This window comes from Paenibacillus sp. FSL H3-0286, assembly GCF_045040705.1.
GTDB classification, from domain to species: Bacteria; Bacillota; Bacilli; order Paenibacillales; family Paenibacillaceae; genus Paenibacillus_AQ; species Paenibacillus_AQ odorifer.
Genome location: NZ_CP150285.1, coordinates 5,728,746 through 5,751,972, shown reverse-complemented (window position 1 = coordinate 5,751,972; position 23,227 = coordinate 5,728,746). Strand labels below are relative to the sequence as shown.

Annotated in this window: 20 protein-coding genes and 1 tRNA gene; 15 read left to right on the top strand and 6 right to left on the bottom strand. The window is 45.5% G+C overall.

Annotated features, from left to right (window positions below; all coding sequences use genetic code 11):
- Positions 1-58: 58 nt before the first annotated feature.
- The 5 genes from MHB37_RS25765 to MHB37_RS25745 all read right to left on the bottom strand — a co-directional run bounded on the left by MHB37_RS25765 (position 59) and on the right by MHB37_RS25745 (position 3,724).
- Complete coding sequence (locus MHB37_RS25765; protein ID WP_405168669.1) at positions 59-733, bottom strand: TetR/AcrR family transcriptional regulator; 675 nt, start codon at positions 731-733, stop codon at positions 59-61.
- 57 nt (positions 734-790) lie between these two features.
- Positions 791-1,840, bottom strand: a complete 1,050-nt coding sequence (locus MHB37_RS25760; protein WP_405168668.1) for an ABC transporter permease — start codon at positions 1,838-1,840, stop codon at positions 791-793.
- Positions 1,837-2,568: an ABC transporter ATP-binding protein gene (locus MHB37_RS25755; protein ID WP_076279987.1), complete on the bottom strand. Its 732-nt coding sequence runs from the start codon at positions 2,566-2,568 to the stop codon at positions 1,837-1,839. The genes MHB37_RS25760 and MHB37_RS25755 overlap by 4 nt, the downstream gene beginning before the upstream one ends.
- A 577-nt stretch (positions 2,569-3,145) precedes the next feature.
- Positions 3,146-3,430, bottom strand: coding sequence for a hypothetical protein (locus tag MHB37_RS25750; protein ID WP_405168667.1), 285 nt, complete (start codon positions 3,428-3,430; stop codon positions 3,146-3,148).
- A gap of 78 nt (positions 3,431-3,508) precedes the next feature.
- The gene (locus MHB37_RS25745) at positions 3,509-3,724 is read right to left on the bottom strand and encodes a hypothetical protein (protein WP_339244692.1); all 216 of its coding nucleotides are present in this window, start codon (positions 3,722-3,724) and stop codon (positions 3,509-3,511) included.
- A gap of 320 nt (positions 3,725-4,044) precedes the next feature.
- Here MHB37_RS25745 and MHB37_RS25740 point away from each other — a divergent pair, with 320 nt between their 5' ends.
- The 4 genes from MHB37_RS25740 (at position 4,045) to pstA (ending at position 8,304) form a co-directional block, all read left to right on the top strand.
- Entirely contained in the window at positions 4,045-5,481 is a 1,437-nt protein-coding gene (locus tag MHB37_RS25740; protein WP_076220484.1) for a stalk domain-containing protein, read from the top strand.
- Between the two features lie 54 nt (positions 5,482-5,535).
- On the top strand, positions 5,536-6,396 hold the full coding sequence (locus tag MHB37_RS25735; protein ID WP_038573065.1) for a phosphate ABC transporter substrate-binding protein: 861 nt from the start codon (positions 5,536-5,538) through the stop codon (positions 6,394-6,396).
- 82 nt (positions 6,397-6,478) lie between these two features.
- Positions 6,479-7,426 carry a phosphate ABC transporter permease subunit PstC gene (gene pstC / locus MHB37_RS25730; RefSeq protein WP_036685038.1) on the top strand — a complete coding sequence of 316 codons (948 nt, stop codon included), beginning with the start codon at positions 6,479-6,481 and terminating at the stop codon, positions 7,424-7,426.
- 50 nt (positions 7,427-7,476) lie between these two features.
- Positions 7,477-8,304 (top strand): phosphate ABC transporter permease PstA, encoded by an 828-nt coding sequence (gene pstA / locus MHB37_RS25725; protein ID WP_081386384.1) that lies wholly within the window; start codon positions 7,477-7,479, stop codon positions 8,302-8,304.
- An 883-nt stretch (positions 8,305-9,187) separates the two neighbouring features.
- Here pstA and MHB37_RS25720 read toward each other — a convergent pair.
- Positions 9,188-9,261: transfer RNA gene (locus tag MHB37_RS25720), tRNA-Arg, on the bottom strand.
- Positions 9,262-9,540: 279 nt separating this feature from the next.
- Between MHB37_RS25720 and MHB37_RS25715 the strand changes: the two genes are divergently transcribed.
- From MHB37_RS25715 to MHB37_RS25665, 11 genes are all read left to right on the top strand, one after another.
- Positions 9,541-10,386: a hypothetical protein gene (locus tag MHB37_RS25715; protein WP_036685042.1), complete on the top strand. Its 846-nt coding sequence runs from the start codon at positions 9,541-9,543 to the stop codon at positions 10,384-10,386.
- Between the two features lie 98 nt (positions 10,387-10,484).
- Entirely contained in the window at positions 10,485-11,819 is a 1,335-nt protein-coding gene (gene tig / locus MHB37_RS25710) for a trigger factor (RefSeq protein WP_076303255.1), read from the top strand.
- 386 nt (positions 11,820-12,205) lie between these two features.
- Positions 12,206-12,796 (top strand): ATP-dependent Clp endopeptidase proteolytic subunit ClpP, encoded by a 591-nt coding sequence (clpP, locus tag MHB37_RS25705; RefSeq protein ID WP_076129430.1) that lies wholly within the window; start codon positions 12,206-12,208, stop codon positions 12,794-12,796.
- A gap of 12 nt (positions 12,797-12,808) precedes the next feature.
- On the top strand, positions 12,809-14,065 hold the full coding sequence (gene clpX / locus MHB37_RS25700; protein ID WP_036685052.1) for an ATP-dependent protease ATP-binding subunit ClpX: 1,257 nt from the start codon (positions 12,809-12,811) through the stop codon (positions 14,063-14,065).
- A gap of 112 nt (positions 14,066-14,177) precedes the next feature.
- Positions 14,178-15,305 (top strand): flavodoxin-dependent (E)-4-hydroxy-3-methylbut-2-enyl-diphosphate synthase, encoded by a 1,128-nt coding sequence (gene ispG / locus MHB37_RS25695; protein WP_036685055.1) that lies wholly within the window; start codon positions 14,178-14,180, stop codon positions 15,303-15,305.
- A 202-nt stretch (positions 15,306-15,507) separates the two neighbouring features.
- Entirely contained in the window at positions 15,508-16,179 is a 672-nt protein-coding gene (locus MHB37_RS25690) for a BlaI/MecI/CopY family transcriptional regulator (RefSeq protein WP_076306854.1), read from the top strand.
- Positions 16,180-16,201: 22 nt separating this feature from the next.
- Entirely contained in the window at positions 16,202-16,345 is a 144-nt protein-coding gene (locus MHB37_RS25685) for a hypothetical protein (RefSeq protein ID WP_340011142.1), read from the top strand.
- 896 nt (positions 16,346-17,241) lie between these two features.
- The gene (lonB, locus tag MHB37_RS25680; protein WP_038573063.1) at positions 17,242-18,951 is read left to right on the top strand and encodes an ATP-dependent protease LonB; all 1,710 of its coding nucleotides are present in this window, start codon (positions 17,242-17,244) and stop codon (positions 18,949-18,951) included.
- A 234-nt stretch (positions 18,952-19,185) separates the two neighbouring features.
- Positions 19,186-21,549 carry an endopeptidase La gene (lon, locus tag MHB37_RS25675; RefSeq protein ID WP_405168666.1) on the top strand — a complete coding sequence of 788 codons (2,364 nt, stop codon included), beginning with the start codon at positions 19,186-19,188 and terminating at the stop codon, positions 21,547-21,549.
- 12 nt (positions 21,550-21,561) lie between these two features.
- Complete coding sequence (gene yihA / locus MHB37_RS25670) at positions 21,562-22,230, top strand: ribosome biogenesis GTP-binding protein YihA/YsxC (protein ID WP_036685063.1); 669 nt, start codon at positions 21,562-21,564, stop codon at positions 22,228-22,230.
- Positions 22,231-22,334: 104 nt separating this feature from the next.
- Entirely contained in the window at positions 22,335-23,117 is a 783-nt protein-coding gene (locus MHB37_RS25665; protein WP_076129427.1) for a tyrosine-protein phosphatase, read from the top strand.
- Positions 23,118-23,227: the final 110 nt, after the last annotated feature.

Sequence of the window (23,227 nt, the reverse complement as noted above, 5' to 3'; positions counted from 1 at the left end):
TGATCTCGAAAAGTCCGAATTTAATATAGTACTTATGATAACAGAACGGGCGTGCGCATCAAATAGGGGGTGTTGCTTTACTTATTCCATGCATGATAAAAGCGATCGTCAGGTTGATTTCTTCCTCGTCGTTCCAGTCCTTATCTGGCTGCAGCAGCAAGCGATTCATCAAATAACCTACGACAGACGAGAGTGTGAAGCGTATAAGTGTGGGTGTAGGCACCTCGATGATTTCACCCTTTTCCTTAAAATGTTCAACAATATCAATCACGCGCTCCAGTATTTTGCTAAGAATATTCTCTACAAACTGCGCTCTAACTGTTGGCTGAAAAGGAATCTCCTGAATAAGAATCTTAAGAATTTTAAAATTCTTGCGGGCGAAATCCAGCCGATTGATCATAAATGCCCGCAGGAACTCCTCGAAGCTGTCGTAGGGCATATCGAGCACGCCGTTGAAATTCCGCAGCACAAAAGGCGCAAGCATGCGACTCATGGTAGGACCTACTATGGCAAGCAGCAGATCATTTTTAGTCTTGTAATAGCGAAAAATCGTTCCCTCCGCCACGCCCGCCTTCTGAGAAATTTCACTCGTGGATGTCGCAGAGTATCCTTTTTCGGAAAACACCTCAATCGCCGCTTGTAGAATAGAAATCTGCTTCGGTGTCAGTTTCTCGTCTTTGCCAAGGGTCAGCAACTCTTCTATATTTTGTTCCGTAGAAACTTCCTCTTTCATTACAATAATCCTCCATGCTTAATTCATTTTGTTTCAATGATAATAGCTTTTGTGAAGTTACATTTTGCGATGCTTGCGCAGTGCCAATACATTCAGCAGCATAAATAGCAGCGAAAATCCTATAAGTACATAGACATCCATTGCAATTGCGCTCCATCCTTTGCCACGGACCATAATGTTCATCAGAGCTTCTGATCCGTAATAGATCGGTGTAGCGAGGCCAACGCGCTGGAGCCACAGTGGGAGGGTATCGAGCGGGAATAATCCACTGAGGAAGATTTGTGGCACTATAATGAGTGGAATGAACTGAATCATCTGCAACTCATTGGCTGCAAAAGCCGACAGCAGTGTGCCCAACGTCAGCGCTGTCATCGATAGGAGTAATGTGATCAGCAACACGTAAGCAAAGCTGCCTGTCATCATAATGCCAAGAATCTGTATGGAATACCATGAGATCAATAGCGCCTGAAAAACGGTAAATATGCCGAAACCACATACATACCCGAGCACAATCTCCCATCTTTTTAATGGAGTCGAAAGTAGGCGTTCAAGCGTGCCTGTGGTTCGTTCCCTTAAGAAGGATACACCTGCAATCAAGAATACGAAAAAGAAAACAAATACGCCAATCATAATGGGACCGAAACGGTCGATCGTCTTCATATTCTCAGAACCGTAAAGATAGCTGATCTGCGGCTGTAATTGTTCCTTTGTACTTGGAAGAAGTTTTTGGGAGATTTGTTGCAGCGTCATGATTACTGCCTTATTGGCTGTAGGGTTGCTACCTTCTAACAGCACTTGAGGCGTAACTTGCGAATCTCCGGCGGTTCCGTTCAAAGTGATCAAAGCGTCAATTTTTCCTTCTACTAAAGCGCCTTTTCCCAGCTCTGCGCTGGCATATTCTTTGATGGTGGCATTTTGTTCTTTTAACGCAGCTGACATATTTAGAGGTACACCGGACACACCGATTTTGGGTTCATAGGCGTCACCGTTGAAGACCAAGCTCATTAAGCTTAGAACGAGGAGTGGTGCAATGAACATTAATGCCATTGTTCTTTTATCATGAATGAATTGTCGCAAAATCCTTAAGGTGATCGCTCGGATTCTCATGAACGCACACCTCCATAATATAAAAAGGCTTCTTCAATAGAAGCTGAACCGGTGGCTTGCAGCAGTCCGGCAGGCGTGTCGGCAGCAAGCAGCTTGCCATCACGGATCATTCCGAGCCGGTCACATTTTTCAGCTTCATCCATGACATGCGTGGTCAGCACAATAGTGGTGCCTTTCTGGTTCAGCGCTTTTAGTTCCTTCCAGATGGATAGCCGCAATACCGGATCTATGCCAACTGTAGGCTCATCAAGAATAAGCAACGGCGGTTCATGCAGCAGCGCGATCGCCAATGATAAGCGGCGTTTCATCCCGCCGGAGTATTGGTCTACTCTTTTTCTTAAATGATCTTGTAAATTAACGATCTCCATTACGGCTGTGATGCGTTTGGAGCGTTGCTCCCCCTTTAGTCCATATAGCGCTGCAAAAAACTCCAGATTCTCCTTCGCGCTAAGCTCCGTGTACAAGGCATCAGACTGGGCCATATACCCAATCTGTTGCAGCATAGTCAGCTTCGGCATCGTCACGCCAAGTATTTTCACCTCGCCGGAGGTTACCTCATCGATACCTGTAAGCAGCTTCACTAATGTTGTTTTTCCTGAGCCCGATGGTCCTAGTATGCCAAAGGTTTCCGCACGTTCCACTTGAAGCGAAATATCCTCGAGCACCTGTTTCTCTCCAAACGCTTTCCCGACATGGCTCACTGAAATAACTGGAATCTCTGAACCCATGTTTATCTCCTCGATTCTGAATGTTCTGGGATACTTACTTAAGTTGAAGGTGTAGATGGTGTAGATGGTGTAGATGGTGTAGATGGTGTAGATGGTGTAGATGGTGTAGAAGGTGTAGATGGTGATGGTGATGGTGATGGTGATGGTGATGGTGATGGTGATGGTGATGGTGATGGTGATGGTGATGGTGGTGCTGTTGAACTGCATTGCGTTAAACACTCTAAGTACATAATGAGTGACTACTCACTCATTACTCTGCATCAAAAGTTAGGAATTGTAAACCATATATTTTATACAAATGTATCCCACAGTATAAGCTTAATCCCGATTGAGGTTTGTTAATTCAACTTGTCCTTTTACTATGTATATAGAGATGATTGAATGAAAGGCAAAAGTGCCACTAAATAGTGTCAGTCCGCCTAAACTAGGTAATAGAAAGGCATAAATGCCCTTAAATGGCGTCGATCCACTTAAATCAGCTAAAAGAAAGGCATAATTGCCTCAAAATAGCACGGGTTAACCTAAACCAGACAAAAGAAGGGCATAAATGCCACTAAATAGGCATGATTTAGATAAATCAAGCTAAAGAACGGTATAAATCCCGCACAATGTAACCAATCCCGCTAAAGTTAGCAAAAGAACGGTATAAATCCCTCACAAAGAGCTCAATCCGACTGAAGTCAGTAAAAGAACGGTATAAATCCCGCACAATGAGCCCGATCCTACTAAAGTCAGTAAAAGAACGGTATAAATCCCGTACAATGTACCCAATCCCGCTAAAGTTAGCAAAAGAACGGTATAAATCCCGCACAAAGAGCTCAATCCGACTGAAGTCAGTAAAAGAACGGTATAAATCCCGCACAATGAGCCCAATCCCGCTAAAGTTAGCAAAAGAGCGGTATAAATCCCGTACAATCAGCCGAATCTCCTACGATGCCCCTTACGCAGAAAGCGCCCCAACAGACCAGTTAGTTTTTAAATCGTAAGCAGCAGCCACATAATTGATAGCAGACTCTCGCCAGTAACAAGCTTCCCCCACCCGCCAAGCGATCTCCGTAATACGCTCCCCACCCGCCCAAGCGACCTCCGCAATATACTCCAAGTGCCCATCGACCTTAGCAACAAGCTTCTCCACGCACCCAAGCGAACTCCACATATACTCCACCCGCCCACCTCGGCAACAAGCTTCCCCCACCCGCCTGCAATCTCAAATTAGTCCCTACGTCTCACCAAATCCCAAACAATTCTCCAACTAAATAAGCTAGCCACACCAAGCACCTTTTTACGAAAAGAGGCTGTTTTTGCTCTTTAGTTCATTTGGTTTAGAGCAAGAAAATTGTTAAATGAGCTAATATACCTGATTTTTTTAAAAAAAGAATACTAGTTAATATTTCCATTACATTCCTCTGCAACAGAATTGACAATTGTAGACGAAAATGACATTAGCAGTTACCTATACGAAAAGGGTGAATCTAATTGAAAAACAGTAAATGGATTAGCGCAACGTTGGCTTCAGCACTTCTTGCAACAGTAGGCGTTGGAAGTGTATCTGCAGCTAGCACCGGCAGTAATGTAAAATCTGTAGCTACCAATCAAGTCGCTGCTGTTACAGCAGTTAAAGAAGGTACAACTACTTGGAATGTAAACGGAACGCCGATTGTGTTTAACACCATTAACAGCAGTGGTTACAAGCTTTACTCGCTGACTCAGGTAGCTGGTGAAATTGGGGCTAAGGTAGTACTGGGAACAAGCGGGTTTGAACTTAACGACAGCAAAGGACTACATAATGTGCAACTCAAAACAGGCTCAAAGAGCTATCAAGTAGATGGTAATTCCGAATCGTTCACAGTGGCTCCAGTGTTTTATAACGGTAAAACTTATGTAGAGCTGACTAAGTTAGTTATTGCATTAGGTGGAGAGCTGGACGCTGATGCTAGCACGATTTTGAGCTTTGCGCGTCCGGAAGGATTGTTTGATACTTTGCACTGGACGGCAGCTGGTAACCTGATTGCGAACAAAAGTGATGCTGAAACTACTCAGCTTATCAAATTCAGTACAGAACCAGGTAACTATGAAGTGTTTTCGTCAAATGACAGTGCGGTGGACTTTGCAGTATCGCCGGATCAACAGTGGGGAGCTTTTAATGATGAGAAAGGTTTGCTGAATCTGATTAACTTGTCTAGCGGAGCTGTTAAAACACTAGGCACCGACAATAGCGTGAAGACAGATCTGGTTTGGTCCAAAGATGGGAAAAGCATTTATTTCATCCAAGGAGACAAGCAAGAAAAAATCGCTAAAATCTCAGTAGAGACTGGTGATGTTAAATCCGTTTTGGCTGACAAGGTTGAGAATAAATCCGAACTGCGCATTTCTGCTGACGAAAAAAGCGCCGTTTATATCGTTAATTTGACGGGTGTTGCTAAAAATGATGCAGACAGCACAGAAGATTCTCTTACGGTAGACTTCAGCTCGGCAGGAGAGCAGCTTTACAAGCTTGATCTGGCTACAAAAGATGCTAAACCAGCTGCATTAACAACTACAGCGGATAACAAGCTTTACCCAGAGATTTTGGCTGATGGAAATGTGGCATACCTGAGCGCAGATGCAGACGGCAATGCGAAGAATACCCTGAAGCTTGTAAAAGCGGACGCAACCAGCACTAATATTGCACTTGATATCGAAGTGAATTGGTCCACTGGCGTTAGCAATGGTTTGGTAGTGGCAGGTACTACGGCAGACGGAAGCACAGTGATCTATTCTATCGATGGTAGTGGTGCAAAGACCGAACTGTTCCGTACGGCTGAAGATGTATCTGAAGTATCTGTATCTAAAGACGGAAGCAAGCTTGCGATTGTGAGCGGCGACAGCGTATGGGTTATCCAAGGCGGTAAAGGGCTGCAACTGACTAAATAATGATTATCCCAAACATATTTTAACGGCCTAGAGCCGAGAGGAGAAAATAGTACAATGAAAATCTTCAAGAAATTAACAGTAACGGCTTTAACAGCCGTAATCGCGGTAACCGCATCTTTTGCAGGGATTGCAGCAGCAGCAGATTCACTTAGTGGCAAAATCACCGTTAACGGTTCAACCGCACTTCTTCCATTGACCTTGCAAGCGGCAAAAGAATTCCAAAAGCTGCACCCTAAAGTAAAAATCGCAGCATCTGGTAAAGGTTCTGTAACTGGACCACAAGCTGTGAAAAAAGGCATCGCTGATATCGGCGCTTGCGACTGGGATGCTAGCATCGACGTACCAGGCTTCAAAGCTTTTGACGGACAGGTAGCGAACAAAGTGGCTGTCATTCCTTTTGCAACGATCGTAAACAAAAATGTGGGTGTAGATAACCTTACAACAGAACAACTTAAAGGCATTTTCGCTGGCAAAATCACCAACTGGAAAGAAGTAGGCGGCGCAGATGCAGATATCGTTGTCATCACTCGCTCATTCGGTTCTGGTACCCGCGTTAACTATCAAGCTAAAGCCTTGGATGGCGGAGATATCGTTAAAAAAGCTAAGAACTACAAAGAAACAGGTTCATCCGGCGACATGAAAACAGCAGTAGGAACTACTCCTAACTCCATCGGTTATATCGACCTTGTTTATGTAAGTGGCGACGTAAAAGCAGTGAAACACAACGGTATCGCAGCTACTACAGACAACGTAATTAACGGTTCTTATAAGATTTGGGCTTATGGTTACTACATGACTAAAGGTCAACCTACTGGCGCAACCAAAGAATTTATCGAATACGTACAAAGCAAAAAGTTCCAACAAGGTTCTCTGAAAAAGCTTAAATTCATTCCGATCGCAGCAATGAAGGGTTAATAACATCTGAAGATCATATTGAACGGTAACAGCGGCCAGCCCCGATTTTGATACGGGGTTGGCCGCTTACAGGAGGGAAAGTATGGGGGCACCAGTCCACAACCTGGCAACTAAGGTTAAGGAGGGCGTTACAGAAGTTAGCGCCAACTCCAAACGTCACAGTAGACATATGTTTAGCAACCGATTATTCCGCTTTTATTTCTTATTCAGCATTCTTGCACTTTGCTTCGTGCTTGGACTTGTAATTCTATTTATCGGCAAAACGGCGCTGCTTCTGTTTGGTCATCTCTCGCCTGCGGACTTTTTCTTTTCTTTTAACTGGACGCCTGAAGAGGACTCCTTTGGGGCTGCTGCCTTCATTGTAAATACACTTTCACTGACGGCTTTGACCCTGCTGATCGCAGTACCTATTTCTGTGGGTATGGCCGTGCTCTGTGCGGAGATTGCTCCGAAGTGGATGAAGACCTTCATTCGCCCGGTGCTCGATTTGCTCGTTGGTATTCCTTCTATAGTATATGGTTATTTAGGCTTAACGGTATTACTTCCTTTCCTGCGTAGAGTTAGTGGGGAGAGCTTGGGTGATGGTTTGCTGGCTGCGGCCCTCGTACTCGCATTAATGGTCCTGCCAACAATTTGCCGAATCAGTGATGATGCTATTGTCGCTGTTCCACGCAAATATCGGGATGCTGCGTACGCTCTTGGATCTACCCGTTTGCAAGTTATTATGCGTGTTGTTTTGCCTGCTGCTAGCAGAGGAATTATCTCCGCGGTCATTCTCGGGATGACTCGTGCTGTGGGGGAGACAATGGCTGTAGTTATGGTTATCGGAAACACACCACAGTTGGCGAAAACCTTATTTACACCTGCCTCGGTCTTGACTAGTAACATCGTTATGCAAATCTCGAATGTAGAGTTTGAGTCAACCTGGAATTATGCCCTACATATGATGGCCTTTCTTCTGCTGGTGATTTCATTTGTACTGATTCTGATCATCCGCGTGCTGGGTAGAAAAAGGAGGGATGCAGCGTGAACGGATTCGCAAGTACAAAGCATACAGCGCGTGCTCAGAGACGCAATAAGATGGCGACTATAGGGTTTTATACGCTTGGGGCTTTAGTTATGCTGCTAATCTTCTGGCTGCTCTTCACGATTCTTAGTAAAGGTCTGCCAGCACTGCGGCCTGACTTCCTGATTAAACAGCCTGAAGAGATTGACGTAGGTGGCGGGATCGGTCCTGTACTTTTCAACTCTTTTTATATTTTGTTCATCTCGCTGCTTATTTCCGTCCCTATCGGTTTAGGTGCGGGGATTTATATGGCGGAGTATGCTCCGGATAATGCTTTTACAGGCGGCCTGCGTATATGTGTAGAAGCTCTCTCTTCGGTTCCTTCAATTGTATTTGGTATGCTTGGACTTGCGATATTTGCTGAATATTTTGGGATCGGCCTGACGATTCTTGGCGGTGGGGTAAGCTTGGCGCTTTTGAATCTGCCTATGCTTGCACGTGTGACGGAGGAAGCGATTCGTGCAGTTCCTGGGGAGATGCGTGAAGCTGGATATGCACTGGGCATGACTAAATTCCATGTGATCCGCACAGTAGTTCTACCCGTTGCAATGTCAGCCATTGTTACTGGGATTTGTCTCGTTGCTGGACGCGCCTTCGGGGAGTCTGCGGTTATTATCCTTACCGCGGGTCTCAGTACCTCGGGCGAAATGTGGGACTTTAATCTATTCTCACCGGGTGAAACCCTTGCAGTGCATCTATGGTATGTACAATCTGAAGCAATTGTAGAAGATGCGCGGCAAATCGCTGACAAATCAGCGGCAGTACTCGTATTTGTAGTTCTGTTTATTAACTTTGCCTTCCGTTTTCCGCTCTGGCTCGGAAATCGCCGCAAAGGGCGCTGATTCGCTCATATAGGAAGAACATGCATAAAAAACTGTCTCTCGGCGAGAAATCGCCGTGAACAGTTTTTTTATTCCCGATTAAATAAGCAAGGTGCTCCATCCATCGATAAAATTGCTAATGCGCGTGTCTTTTGAGTAATTGGATTGGCCACGCTTAGCTTATAGAAAACTGAAAAAATTCCCATATTTAAAAATCAGAAATGGGAATGTGAAGAGTAATAGTCGATGAGTAGTGAGTGGTTTTTAATTGCACTTTATGCACTTATTTTTAAGGGGGATAGGTTTGTTTGGGTTTAATTGTACTTTGTGCAGTTAAAAATGGTGAAAAGGCCATTCTAGGCGTAAATCTGAGAATATAAGTGTATGAAATGCAATTAAAGCGAGTTTTGGAGGTAAAAGGGTACTTTTAGTTGCAGAAAATGCAATTAGATAGCATGTAGCGGCGTTTCTCCGGAAAAGCAGCCGTAATGTTCTAATGCTAAACGTGGGATGACCTGGCAGTGACTCATAAAAACTGATCAACGATTGCTAAGCTTCACATAACCCTGAGCCCCAATGAGTTCTAAGTGTGACCAAGTCCGAGCGAGCATCAAATCTTAAGCTCCATCGACTCATAGCCCGACGAGGCATGGGTTTTCACTGAATTCGAGTTTCGAATGCTAAGCTCTATCGGACCCTGAGCTCCGACGAGGCTAAGGTTTCATCAAGTTCTGAGCTTCGAATCCAAGCTCCATTAATCTCTGAAACTCAACTAATCCAGAGCCGCGAATCTTTAAGCTCAGTCGTTCAGTCGTCTATTCGTCCCAGTGACTCCCTGAGCTCCGCCCAACCCCTCCCCTGAACACAGAAACAGCCTTCCCGAAGGAAGGCTGTTTCTATATGACGTCCCGGAAGGGATTCGAACCCCCGACCGTGCGCTTAGAAGGCGCATGCTCTATCCAGCTGAGCTACCGGGACATGGTTGCTGGCAGAAAAGCAAGCAGGAATTATCATATCATATGGGGTGTTTTTTTTCAAGCTGTTTTTTAAAAAGAGTACGGGGTATGCTATAATCTACAATTATTAAGTTTCGGAAGAAGCTTAAGGTATTAATAACTTTTATAATGGTTAGGATTCCATTCACATAAGTAGACATAAGGAGGTGCCCTCATTAAACATTCGGATTCCCCCGCCACCAAAGAGAATATCGTCCTTTTCCCCAAGACACTGGACTATTATCAAATCCAGCTGACGGTGATGCTGGAAAGTGAACGCTACGGGGAAGCGATGGAGCTGCTTCGTTTTTTGCTGCAGTGTCAAGGACAGGAAGAGCGAAATTACGAGGAATGGCGGTCCCTGCTGGAATGGCTCGAAACGGCATTTCCTTACGCGTCCCAGAATGGAGATGCGGAGGGAGCTGTTCACCCCGAAGACGAAGATTTAAGGGAAGAGGATATGGCCCGCTTTTTGGCCAAATCCAAAATGAACGAGGATACGGGGTATCCCAAAAAGCTGCTGCAGCGGGTGATGAACGAGCCTCTGTCTGAGGCGACAATACTTGCACTAGAGCAGCTATCCTATCTGGAAGGTGGCGGCGTTGACGAGGAGCTGACCACTTGGCTACAGGGGGATAATGTTCATCCACTGCTGCAATTTCGGACCTTGCAGACGCTTAAGCGGCGTGGGATGCAGGGAACAGTGAAGCTGATTCGCGGCCATGAAAAGGTACTTGTAGAGATCGAGAGCGTGCCACTGCAGACGGAGGATTTTCCTCCGCAGGTGAGTCATGTGCTGGAGCGGGTAGCCGGGCAGGCTGAGGTGCATGAGCCTACGCTGTATTATTTTGCACAAGAGCTCTGGGGCCAGTTCATCATGTCGATTTATGGGTCGGATGAATATCGGAAATTGCTGGAAGGCGAAGACGTTTTGCTGGATATTTGGGCAGGAGCGTTGCACCAATTTGTTTCTGAGAGTTTAAACGGCTCCCGACAAGAGGAAGAGACACGTGGAATGTATGGCATCACAGACGGCATGCGCTTTCAATTTGAGGGAGCTTATCGTGCTCTCAAGGGTTTTGTAAAGACTTCTCTACTTGATAAATAAAGTAATGTTGTATATAATATAATGGTTATTCTGTGCGTGGATTGTATCATTATTTGAAGTAAACTTGTGAACCTATATTTTGGAGGGAAAAGTATAATATGAAAGCAACATGGGAAAAAATAGAGAAGAACCTTGGAGTTCTTGAAGTAGAAGTAGACGCAGAACGCGTAACAGCAGCACTTGATAAAGCTTTTAACAAAGTCGTTAAAAAAGCTAACGTACCAGGCTTCCGTAAAGGTAAAGTACCTCGGCCGATCTTTGAATCCCGTTTTGGTGTAGAAAGCTTGTACCAAGATGCAATCGACATTCTTCTTCCTGAAGCTTACGGTGAAGCAGTTGAACAAACTGACATCTTCCCTGTAGACCGTCCTGAAGTTGATATTGAGCAATTTGCTAAAGGCCAATCCTTTATCTTCAAAGCGAAGATCACGGTTAAACCTGAAGTGAAGCTCGGCGATTACAAAGGTCTGGAAGTTCCAGTACAAAAAGCTGAAGTGACTGAAGAAGAGTTGAGTGCTGAACTTGCTCGTCTGCAAGAACGTCATGCTGAGCTTGTAGTAGTTGAAGAAGAAGCAGCAGCTAACGGCGACATCGCTGTAATCGATTTTGACGGATATGTTGATGATGTACCGTTTGAAGGCGGAAAAGCTGAACGTCACTCTCTTGAGCTTGGCAGCAACTCCTTCATTCCAGGATTCGAAGAGCAAGTGGTAGGAATGGCTACTGGAGATTTCAAAGATGTTGAAGTTACTTTCCCTGATGAATACCATGCAGAGAACCTTGCGGGTAAAAAAGCAGTATTCAAAGTGAAGCTGCACGAAATCAAACGCAAACAACTTCCTGCATTGGATGATGAGTTCGCTAAAGATGTAAGTGAATTCGAAACTTTGGATGAGTACAAAGCAGATTTGAAGGCTCAACTCGAATCCCGTAAAGAGGAAGAACTGAAAGGCCTTCGTGAGAATGCAGTTGTTGATAAAGCAGCAGCTAACGCTGAAGTTGAAATCCCTGAAGCTATGATCAACAGTGAAGTTGAGAATATGGTTCGTGACTTCGACACTCGTCTTCGTCAACAAGGTATGAACATGGATATGTTCCTTAGCTTCTCCGGCCAAACTCGTGAAGACTTGCAGAACCAAATGAAAGGCGATGCTGAAAAACGCGTTCGCAACAACCTGGTATTGGAAGTTATCGCAAAACAAGAGAACATTGAAGTTTCCGAAGAAGAAGTTAACGAAGAGTTGGCTACTATGGCTGAAGCTTACAAACGTACTCCAGAAGAAATTCGCAGCATCTTGGCAGCTAACGGTTCACTGGGCAGCTTGAACGAAGAGCTTTCGTTGCGTAAAACCATTGATTTCCTTGTTAGCAATAGTGTAGAAGTTGAAGCAGTAGAAGAAGCACCAGCTGCTGAAGACACTAAAGCTGAGTAGGATATTTTAAAATTATAAGAAGGTATAAGTTTCACTTTATACTTTATTCTTATAATTCTCGCATAAACGCTTACCGTCCTTAAAAGGACGCCGAAGGCGTTTTAGCTTGACACTACCTAGAACGGCCAAGTTACACGGCCTCCATACAGATATGATAAGGCACGTAAGTTTCGTTACGTGCCTTATTTTTATCCTCGGCCGCAAATATATGTGACTACATAGGTATCCGTATGAACGTATGGCAATAAGGTAATAGGGGCGGTAACGTCACAATTCACAAGCAGCGGACTGTCCACTGTAGTGAAAAAATGACATCGCGCCGTGAACGTGTTAAAATATTTCTGAAACGATAAGACTAATCTGTACAGAGAAAAGAGGTTGGTGGCATGAGTCTGGTACCAATGGTTGTGGAATCAACAAGTCGTGGAGAACGTTCGTACGATATCTATTCCAGATTGCTCAAGGATCGCATCATTTTCTTAAGCAGTGCGATTGACGATGATGTCGCCAATCTGGTTATTGCTCAATTGCTGTTTTTGGCAGCAGATGATCCCGAGAAGGACATTCACTTGTACCTCAACTCACCCGGTGGTTCAGTAACAGCCGGCATGGGTATATACGATACGATGCAATATATCAAACCGGATGTTTCAACCATTTGTGTAGGGATGGCAGCAAGCATGGGATCGCTCCTTCTAACAGCTGGGGCTCCGGGCAAAAGATATGCGCTGACCAACAGCGAAGTTATGATTCATCAACCGCTCGGCGGTGTTCAAGGTCAAGCGTCTGATATTTGGATTCACACTGACTGGATCCTCAAGACGAGACAGAAGCTGAATCAAATTTATGTAGATCGCACAGGTCAGCCCCTTGAAAAAATCGAACGGGACACAGACCGCGATAACTTCATGAGCGCGGAAGAAGCCAAGGAATATGGGCTTATTGACCAGGTTCTTTCTTCACCGATGAAATCTTAAAGGGGTGGTTAGATGTTTAAATTTAATGATGAAAAAGGGCAATTGAAATGTTCTTTTTGCGGTAAATCACAAGAGCAGGTTCGTAAGCTTGTAGCAGGACCGGGCGTTTATATATGTGACGAATGTATCGAGCTTTGCACGGAAATTGTGGAAGAAGAGCTCGGTCATGAGGAAGAGCTTGATCTGAAGGATATTCCAAAACCAAAGGAAATTCGTGATATTTTGGATCAATATGTAATCGGTCAAGAGCAAGCGAAGAAATCTCTTTCTGTAGCGGTTTATAACCACTACAAGCGCGTGAACAGCCAAAGCAAGATCGAAGATGTTGAGCTGACGAAGAGTAATATCCTTTTGCTCGGTCCAACAGGTTCTGGTAAAACCTTGTTAGCACAAACGATGGCGAAGATTATCAACGTTCCTTTTGCTATTGCAGACGCTACTTCCTTAACGGAAGCTGGTTATGTTGGCGAGGATGTTGAGAACATTCTGCTCAAACTCATTCAAGCTGCAGATTACGATGTGGAGAAAGCCGAACGCGGCATTATCTATATTGATGAAATTGATAAAGTAGCACGTAAATCCGAGAATCCGTCCATTACTCGTGATGTTTCCGGCGAAGGTGTACAGCAAGCGCTTCTGAAGATTCTGGAAGGAACTGTTGCTTCTGTGCCTCCGCAGGGCGGACGTAAGCATCCTCATCAGGAGTTTATTCAGATCGACACGACGAACATCCTGTTCATCGTTGGCGGTGCCTTTGACGGTCTGGAGCAAATGATTAAACGCCGTATCGGTAAAAAAATCATTGGCTTCAACGCAGCAGTTGAAGGACAAAAGGATCTTAAGCCTGGCGAATATTTGTCGATGGTATTGCCTGAAGATTTGCTCAAATTCGGTCTTATTCCTGAATTTGTAGGCCGTCTGCCAGTCATCTCGACTTTGGAGCCGCTTGATGAGAATACGCTTGTACGTATCCTTTCCGAGCCTAAAAATGCACTCACGAAACAATATATCAAGCTGCTGGAAATGGACAACGTAGCGTTGAAGTTCGAACCATTGGCACTCGAAGCAATTGCCAAGGAAGCGATCAAACGTAATACGGGAGCCCGTGGACTGCGCGCGATTATTGAGAGCATCATGCTCGATGTGATGTATGAAGTTCCTTCACGCGATGATATTAAGGATTGTGTGATCACGGAACAGGTCGTTCAGGAGAAAGCTTTGCCTGAGCTCAACCTTAAGAAAGACAAGAAGAAAGAGGAAAGCGCGTAAGCCGCATTTCCTTAACAATACATGTCACAGTCTCCACCTTTCTTCCGCTTATCCCGCTTCACATTAGCGGGAGCGAAGGGGTGGAGCTTTGGCGTTATGGGGGAGAAAAATCATGTTCTTGAGACACCAAACCCGTCCTGTCAATGTTGGCGGGCTCATTATTGGGGGAAACAACGAGGTTGCGATTCAAAGCATGTGTACAACCAAAACCGCTGATGTGGAGGCTACTGTAGCTGAAATATTGCGGCTTGAGGAAGCAGGCTGCCAGCTAGTACGCGTAACTGTCAACAATGAAGAGGCGGCTGCTGCAATCAAGGAGATCAAGAAACAGATTCATATCCCACTCGTAGCGGATATTCATTTCAACTATAAGCTAGCGTTGATGGCTATCGAGAACGGCATCGATAAAGTACGGATTAATCCGGGGAACATTGGTCGTCGCGAAAAGGTAGAAGCGGTAGTTAAAGCATGTAAAGAAAAAGGAATTCCGATTCGGATTGGTGTAAACGCTGGTTCTTTGGAGAATCACCTTTTGGAAAAATACGGATACCCAACCCCAGAAGCTATGGTAGAAAGTGCGTTATACCATATTGGTATTCTGGAGGAACTGGATTTCCACGACATTATCGTTTCTCTAAAAGCATCCGATGTGCCAATGGCCATCGAAGCTTACCGTCAGGCTGCGGAAGTTATCCCTTATCCACTGCACTTGGGGATTACAGAATCTGGCACATTGTTTGCTGGTACAGTGAAGAGCTCCGCAGGTATTGGTGCACTGCTCTCTATGGGCATCGGCAGCACACTGCGTATCTCGCTTAGTGCCGATCCGGTTGAAGAGGTTAAGGTGGCGCGTGAGCTGCTGAAGACGTTTGGTCTGATCTCTAACGCGGCGACGCTGATCTCATGTCCAACTTGCGGCCGACTGGATATCGATCTTTTCTCCATCGCTAATGAGGTGGAAGAATATATTTCGAAGCTTAAGGTGCCTATTAAAGTTTCCGTCCTTGGCTGTGCTGTTAACGGTCCTGGTGAAGCACGTGAAGCAGATATCGGTATTGCTGGCGCTCGTGGGGAAGGTTTGCTTTTCCGCTACGGACAAATGATCCGTAAAGTGCCTGAAGCTGAACTCGTGAACGAGCTGAAGAAGGAAATTGATGCGATCGTGGTGGCTTACGAGGCAACGGGCGAAATCCCAGGCCGCGCCCACGCTAACCTTGCACCTCCGGTGCAATCGAAGTAACTTGGTCTGAATGGTATTTATAAGAATTTTCAATCTCATAATATTATAAACACTTCTTAGCATCGTATAGTAATTTTGGGCGACGTTAGGTAAGTAGTGATCTAAGTGGCGAAGAACGTCCTGTGCAGTTCCGGTATATCCGGGGCTCATGGGGCGTTTTTTTTTGCGTTTATTTCCATTTTGGAGGAAGGGATGAGTAAACATGAACTATGAACAAGCCCATGAAAAATTTATTGCGCATCATCTTGCAAGCAGAGCGGGCGAACGTCGGGGGAGGCTGGAGAGAGGGCATGGCCACGCCGAGAAATTATTTTTGCAGAATGTCTGGTGGCCGCTTTGTGGTGATTTCAATAATCTTCATCCGGAGTATGAGGTGCTGGATTTACAAAGACGAGCTTATTTTGCTGATTTTGCTTTTTTGCCGGGGCCGATCAAGCTTTTGTTTGAGATCAAAGGGTATGCAGCTCATGTAAGAGACATGGATAGGCTGAAGTATTGTAATGAGCTAAATCGTGAAACTTTTCTGTACGGAATGGGTTATCAAGTAATTTCATTTGCCTATGATGATGTTGAACAGCGCCCTGAGTTATGTGTTACACTGCTGCGTTTGGCGCTAAGCCGCTACCAAATTGTAGATGCACCGCGTGGCAGACTGCTAATCGCTGAGAAGGAAATCATGCGTTTAGTGGTGCGTCAAGCTGGGGTGATACGCCCTAAAGAAGTCGCTGATTATTTCACGCTAGATCCCAAAACAGTACGCATGATGCTAAAGAATCTCTGTGAAAAAGGCTGGCTTACCCCTGTGAAGAGGGGAATCGGCGTCAAAAATGTTGAGTATAAGCTGGCTCGTGATGTTCTTTATTACTGGGATTGATATTTGTAAAGGCTGATGGCTGGTGGCTGATGGAGCAGGTGTAGCAGAAGTGTTTGATGGGGCTGATCATATAGGCGTAACAATGTTGGCCATGGCTTTTGTTGAAGGTGGAAATTTGAAAAGAAGGTATGTGAAGGAGCTTGATGTGAAGTCCGTTATGAAGTAAAACGCAACAATTAGGGAAAAACTCCCTGAAATAAGCCGATTATGGCTCAAAATCAAGCTTTTTAGGGAAAAACTCCCTAATAAAAGGAACATTTCTCCTATTTATGTGTGATTCGTCCAATAATCAGGGAGGATTTCCCTAATTGGCAGCTTTGAGGTCGTGAATCACTGATAAATAGGGAGGATTTCCCTAATTATTTGGCAGGGTACCAATGATACTTAGATTTTTGTACTAAATAGGATGTTTCTACGGGCATAGGAGATACAAAGGGATATGTTCAGCAAACTAAGTTAACTCTGCATCTTAGAGGTAAACTGACGCAACTTCTAAAAGTAGCTCACCATGCCCAGCTGACTTAGCCTCTAGAAGTAACCCACCGTCCCCAGCTAACTCAGCTTCTAGAAGTAGCTCACCATCCCCAGTTAACTCAGCTTTTAGAAGTAACCCAATGCGTCCAACTGACTCAGCTTCTAAAAGTACCTCCTCGAACTCAACAAACTAAACGTCTACAGGAAACTCCCGACGCCCTTACCCTTAGCGGTACGCACAACTAGGTTCCTTACCCCCACGTAGCACCGATCACGATCCTCAGTTACTAAGTATGACGATTCCCCTTAACACCACAGTTACTCAAATTCCCTTTCCACTAATCTCTCCCTCATTTCTCCGCATTCCTTCCTCTCCAACCTCCTCAACAATCTCCTTTTTAAAATTTATCTAAGCTACATTCACACTCCCACACTCATTAATGCCCTTATAGTTAATTATCAGAGTCTATCCTACTGCAACAATTCAACAAATCCTTAAATTCGCGTTTACTAATTACCGAAACGGCTATACTACCTAATAGTAGCCAAGAGTGGAAAGGTAGACTGAACGAAACAGGAGGATGACCTATGGAATTAAGTATAGTTGTGATGATCGTGCAGCTCTTTTTCGCGCTGGTTATCGGCGTATACTTTTGGAATCTGCTGCGGGGTCAGAAGACAAATAAGACAGCGGTAGAACGAGAGTCGCGCAAGGAACTGGACAAGTTACGGAAAATGCGGATGATTACATTAACTAAACCATTGTCGGAGAAAACACGTCCGGCTTCTATTGGAGATATTGTCGGGCAAAAAGATGGGCTGCGCGCCCTGAAAGCCGCACTTTGCAGCGCTAATCCGCAGCATGTGATTATTTATGGTCCGCCGGGAGTGGGCAAGACTGCGGCAGCACGTGTTGTCATGGAAGAGGCGAAAAAGAATGTGCTTTCTCCTTTTAAAAGTGACGCCAAATTCACAGAGATTGACGCCACTACCGCTCGTTTTGATGAGCGTGGTATTGCTGACCCGTTGATCGGCTCTGTGCATGATCCTATTTATCAAGGTGCAGGGGCCATGGGTGTGGCGGGTGTGCCACAGCCGAAACCGGGCGCGGTGACTAAGGCGCATGGCGGGATTCTTTTTCTGGATGAGATAGGAGAGCTTCACCCTATTCAGATGAATAAGCTGCTTAAAGTGCTTGAGGACCGGAAGGTCCTGCTAGAGAGCGCTTATTATAATTCGGAGGATAATAATACTCCGGCTTATATTCATGATATTTTTCAAAATGGATTGCCTGCTGATTTCCGGCTAGTTGGCGCTACTACGCGTTCTCCGGATGAGATTTCACCTGCGCTGCGTTCGCGCTGCATGGAGATTTATTTCCGCCCGCTGCTGCCGGATGAGATTGCCGTCATCGCGCGTGACGCGATACAGAAAATTGGGCTTAAACCAAGTCCGGAAGCAGTCACTGTGGTGCAACAGTATGCAACCAACGGCCGGGAGGCAGTTAATATGATTCAGTTGGCTGCCGGATTAGCTTTAACTGAGCAGAGAGATACACTAAATGCTGCTGATGTGGAATGGGTGGCAGGCAGCAGCCAGCTTCCGCTGCGTACGGAACGCAAGATTCCTTCGGCACCGCAGATTGGATTAGTCAATGGTCTTGCCGTGTATGGGCCAGGGATGGGTACTCTGCTCGAAATCGAAGTTTCCGCAGCGCCTGCTGTGAACGGCCAAGGCAGATTGAACGTGACAGGTGTGGTGGATGAAGAAGAGATCGGTGGAGGCTCCCGCACGATTCGGCGAAAAAGTATGGCAAAGGGCTCAGTTGAGAATGTATTGACCGTACTGCGTACGATGAATCTGGAGCCCGATCGTTATGATCTACATGTGAATTTCCCAGGGGGTACACCGATTGACGGACCTTCTGCTGGAGTAGCGATGGCAGTAGCAATTGTCTCCGCTATTCGTGGACTTCCCGTGGATAACACGGTAGCGATCACAGGTGAGATAGGCATCCATGGTCGGGTTAAGCCAGTGGGTGGTGTAATTGCCAAAGTAGAAGCTGCTTTTCAAGCTGGAGCCACTACAGTGCTTATTCCAAAAGAAAACTGGCAGTCGCTCTTCGCTGACCTCGCACCATTACGCGTTATTCCAATGGAAACAGTAGAAGAGGTGTTCCGTCACCTGTTCGGTGCCGATACAGCTGATGTAAGGCTGCCTGCAGTTGCTGGAGAGTTGTTCTCCGCTGCACCTTCACTCCTAAAGGCCGATGCGGCTGGTGAATCTGCAAAGGGTTAAACTAAATTGATCCCTAATTCGAAGAATAAGGTGAGATTTGTCGCTGTAAAATAAAGGAGGCTGCAGGCAATTCTGCTGCTTCCTTTTTAAATGCTACAAGAAACGTTGTCTCTATTTATGGAAAAGCAAGTCGGTTCTTCTTGAAATCTAAGGACTCTGTTGGTGTTTTGAGGCTGCTTTTGTTAGAATGAATGCATATGAGATTAATTGAGAGCCATGGGAGGTGCGAAAGCGATGATGACAAATAAAACAAAAGGTCGTCGTTTTCCTTTATTGCCGCTAAGAGGGCTTCTTGTGTACCCAAGCATGGTTCTTCACTTGGATGTGGGCCGTGAGAAGTCAGTTCGGGCGCTAGAGAAAGCTATGGTTGAAGATAATTTGATTCTTCTTTGTTCCCAGTCGGAAGTGAATATTGAAGAGCCAGGTCAGGACGATATTTTTCGGGTCGGTACTGTCGCCAATGTGCGGCAAATGCTGAAGCTTCCAAACGGTACGATACGTGTACTGGTTGAAGGTGTAGAACGGGCCGAAATTATTAATTATATCGATAATGATGAGTACTATGAGGTTATGGCGCGTGAGCTGCCGGAAGATGAAGATAGCGATCAAGAATGTGACGCGCTGATGCGTACAGTACTCAATCAGTTCGAACACTATATTACGTTATCCAAAAAAGTGACCCCAGAGACCCTCGCTGCTGTATCCGATATAGAAGAGCCTGGTCGACTTGCGGATGTCATTACGAGTCATTTATCGCTAAAAATTAAGGATAAGCAAGAAATTCTCGAGACGATTGATGTTAGTAAACGGCTGGAGAAGCTTCTTGATATTCTTAATAATGAGCGTGAAGTGCTGGAGCTTGAACGTAAGATCAATCAACGTGTCAAAAAGCAGATGGAAAAGACGCAGAAGGAATATTATTTGCGTGAGCAAATGAAAGCGATCCAGAAAGAACTCGGCGAGAAGGAAGGCCGGGCAGGAGAAGCGGAAGAGCTGCGGACGCTAATGGAAGAGAAAAATGTTCCAGAACGTGTGAAAGAAAAGATGGAGAAAGAAATCGATCGGCTGGAAAAAATGCCAGTCAGCTCTGCGGAAGGCGGCGTCATTCGCAACTATGTAGATTGGCTGCTTAGTCTCCCTTGGAGTGAACAGACAGAGGATGATCTTGACATCAAAAAGGCCGAGCAGGTACTTGATGAGGATCACTACGGTTTGGAAAAACCAAAGGAACGGGTATTGGAATATTTGGCTGTTCAGCAGCTGGTTAAGAAGCTTAAGGGTCCGATTTTATGTCTTGTAGGTCCTCCGGGGGTGGGGAAAACCTCACTGGCTCGTTCCATCGCCCGTTCGCTCAACCGCAAGTTCGTCCGTATCTCGTTAGGCGGTGTACGTGATGAGGCGGAGATTCGAGGTCATCGCCGGACTTATGTAGGTGCGATGCCGGGCCGGATTATCCAAGGCATGAAGACGGCGGGTACGATTAATCCGGTTATCCTATTGGATGAAATCGATAAGATGGCTGCGGATTTCCGTGGAGATCCATCTTCAGCGCTGCTTGAGGTGTTGGATCCAGAACAAAACAACACGTTTAGTGATCATTTTGTAGAGCTGCCGTTCGACTTGTCGAACGTAATGTTTGTAACAACAGCGAACGTAGTGCATAATATTCCGCGTCCTTTGCTGGATCGGATGGAAATGCTGTTCATTCCAGGTTATACGGAACTGGAGAAACTGCAAATCGGCAGCCGTTATCTATTGCCTAAGCAGAAGAAAAACCACGGTCTTGCAGAAGATCAACTGATTATCGAAGACGATAGCTTATTACGCATTGTCCGCGAATATACCCGTGAATCCGGTGTTCGTAATTTGGAACAGCAGATTGCAGCATTATGCCGCAAAGCTGCGAAACAAATCGTGTCTGAGGAAAAAGAGAAAGTGGTCATTCTTCCTGACGACATCAAGGATTATCTTGGGGCTTCTAAATATCGTTACGGTATGGCTGAGCTTGAAGATCAGATCGGTACGGTCACTGGGCTAGCTTGGACTGAGGTTGGCGGCGATACATTGCTGATCGAAGTTACGGTTGTGCAGGGAACAGGTAAACTAACCCTCACCGGACAGCTTGGCGATGTAATGAAGGAGTCGGCACAGGCCGCATTCAGCTATACTCGTTCGAAGGCGGAGGAGCTGGGGCTCCAGCCCGATTTTTATGAGAAGATTGATATTCATATCCATATTCCGGAAGGTGCAATTCCGAAGGATGGTCCGTCTGCAGGGATTACGATTGCAACCGCATTGATCTCCGCACTCACGAAACGTTATGTTTCGAAGGATGTGGCGATGACAGGTGAAATCACCTTGCGGGGACGTGTACTGCCAATTGGTGGATTGAAAGAGAAATCCCTTGCTGCTCACCGAGCTGGATATAAAAAGATCCTTCTTCCCAAAGACAATGAACGGGATTTGAAAGATATTCCTGAGAGCGTACGTAATGATGTTGAGTTCGTACCGGTATCTAATATGGATCAGGTCTTGCATCATGCGTTAGTTGAGCATCATAATGAAATTAGCAGTGAGCCACCGAGTAGTGTGCATTAGAAAGGAAGTCCTATGAAAGTTAATATTGCCGAATTTATTATCAGTGCCGTTGGCCCTGATCAGTACCCTGATGATTCCTTGCCAGAGGTTGCTCTGGCAGGGCGTTCCAATGTGGGGAAGTCTTCCCTCATTAACCGAATGATTAACCGTAAGAATCTGGCTCGGACAAGCTCCACGCCTGGTAAGACACAACACATGAACTATTACCGTATCAATGAAGACAGCATGTATTTTGTTGACTTTCCAGGTTACGGGTATGCCAAGGTTTCCAAGACGCAACGCGCGGTATGGGGTAAAATGGTTGAAAAATACCTCTCTGAGCGCGATACGTTGAAGCTTGTTCTGCTTATTGTGGACCTGCGGCATTCGCCTACCAGCAATGATAAGATGATGTTCGACTGGTTGAAGCATTATGATCTTCCTATGTGCGTTGTAGCGACCAAAGCGGATAAAATTCCTAAGACACGCTGGCAAAAGCATATCAAGACCATGAAGCAGGAGCTGGGCGTGCTGCCAGGGGATAATTTTATTCCATTCTCCTCGGAAATTGGTCTCGGCAAAGACGAGCTTTGGGGCTTAATCGATGGGTATATTCGCCCTTCTGAGAATGAATCTCCGGATTCAGAGGATGCTGAAATGATAGCAAATGAATCTCAGCAAGAGGAGTCAACCGAAGCGTAAGATATGAACTCATTTACAATCAAGCAACCATTCCTGGAGGGAATGGTTGTATTTTTTTGTTGATAAAACTAAAATTTCTATGGAAAAGGACCGATAGATAACATATGATAGATATTCACTGCCACATCTTACCCTTTTTGGATGACGGAGCCTCTGATTGGGAAGCTGCTCTTGCCATGGCGCAAGACGCCCACAGAGAAGGGATTACTTCAGTCATCGCCACGCCACATCATGCCAACGGTCAATATATGAATAACGCCCCCAAGATTAAAGAAGCTGTGGAGATGATGAATGAGAGACTTCGTCAGGCTGGTAATCCACTGCTTGTTCTTCCAGGTCAAGAGATCCGTATCTACGGTGATCTGCTGAATGATCTGGAGCGGGGGGAACTGCTGAGTCTTGCAGATTCGCGGTATATTTTACTGGAAATGCCTTCTTCACGAGTACCACGTAACATGGAAGAAATCTGCCACGAGCTGATCATTCAAGGATTCGTTCCGGTCATCGCCCATCCGGAGCGCAATGCTGAAATAGCTGCTGATCCTTCTAAACTAGAGAGATTGATAGAGCTAGGATCACTTGGGCAGGTAACCGCACAGAGTCTTGCAGGCGTTTTCGGGAATAAGCTACAGAGATTGTCGCTGGAGCTATGCCGTAGAAATGCAGTACATGTGTTGGCCTCTGATGCACATGACAGTGTTCATCGTCCTTTCGGATTAAACGCTGCTTATGTGGTTATGGAGAAAGAATTAGGCCCTGAGATGCGTGACTATGTTCGCGGCAATGCTCAGCAAATTATGACCAATGGCGAGGTTATTCATGGAAAACACGTACAAACAAGGGGAAACCGACAAAAATTGTTTGGATTTTTTTTCCGAAAGGGCTGACTAATCTACCTAATAGTGGTAGAATGGGTTTTATTGGGTGATTTAATGCTATACGTAATAGCGTAGCATTTGGGCGAATTGTTCTAGGTCTATGGTAGTACAGTATTTTA

Bases quoted from the DNA above. Each gene is read 5' to 3' on its own strand.
- lonB (WP_038573063.1), top strand. From the start codon at position 17,242: ATGGAATTAAGTATAGTTGTGATGATCGTGCAGCTCTTTTTCGCGCTG.
- lon (WP_405168666.1), top strand. From the start codon at position 19,186: ATGATGACAAATAAAACAAAAGGTCGTCGTTTTCCTTTATTGCCGCTA.
- MHB37_RS25755 (WP_076279987.1), bottom strand. From the start codon at position 2,568: ATGGGTTCAGAGATTCCAGTTATTTCAGTGAGCCATGTCGGGAAAGCG.
- MHB37_RS25760 (WP_405168668.1), bottom strand. From the start codon at position 1,840: ATGAGAATCCGAGCGATCACCTTAAGGATTTTGCGACAATTCATTCAT.
- ispG (WP_036685055.1), top strand. From the start codon at position 14,178: ATGTTCTTGAGACACCAAACCCGTCCTGTCAATGTTGGCGGGCTCATT.
- pstC (WP_036685038.1), top strand. From the start codon at position 6,479: ATGGGGGCACCAGTCCACAACCTGGCAACTAAGGTTAAGGAGGGCGTT.
- MHB37_RS25715 (WP_036685042.1), top strand. From the start codon at position 9,541: ATGCTGGAAAGTGAACGCTACGGGGAAGCGATGGAGCTGCTTCGTTTT.
- MHB37_RS25690 (WP_076306854.1), top strand. From the start codon at position 15,508: ATGAACTATGAACAAGCCCATGAAAAATTTATTGCGCATCATCTTGCA.
- yihA (WP_036685063.1), top strand. From the start codon at position 21,562: ATGAAAGTTAATATTGCCGAATTTATTATCAGTGCCGTTGGCCCTGAT.
- MHB37_RS25765 (WP_405168669.1), bottom strand. From the start codon at position 733: ATGAAAGAGGAAGTTTCTACGGAACAAAATATAGAAGAGTTGCTGACC.
- pstA (WP_081386384.1), top strand. From the start codon at position 7,477: ATGGCGACTATAGGGTTTTATACGCTTGGGGCTTTAGTTATGCTGCTA.
- tig (WP_076303255.1), top strand. From the start codon at position 10,485: ATGAAAGCAACATGGGAAAAAATAGAGAAGAACCTTGGAGTTCTTGAA.
- clpP (WP_076129430.1), top strand. From the start codon at position 12,206: ATGAGTCTGGTACCAATGGTTGTGGAATCAACAAGTCGTGGAGAACGT.
- MHB37_RS25745 (WP_339244692.1), bottom strand. From the start codon at position 3,724: ATGTGGAGTTCGCTTGGGTGCGTGGAGAAGCTTGTTGCTAAGGTCGAT.
- MHB37_RS25735 (WP_038573065.1), top strand. From the start codon at position 5,536: ATGAAAATCTTCAAGAAATTAACAGTAACGGCTTTAACAGCCGTAATC.
- MHB37_RS25665 (WP_076129427.1), top strand. From the start codon at position 22,335: ATGATAGATATTCACTGCCACATCTTACCCTTTTTGGATGACGGAGCC.
- clpX (WP_036685052.1), top strand. From the start codon at position 12,809: ATGTTTAAATTTAATGATGAAAAAGGGCAATTGAAATGTTCTTTTTGC.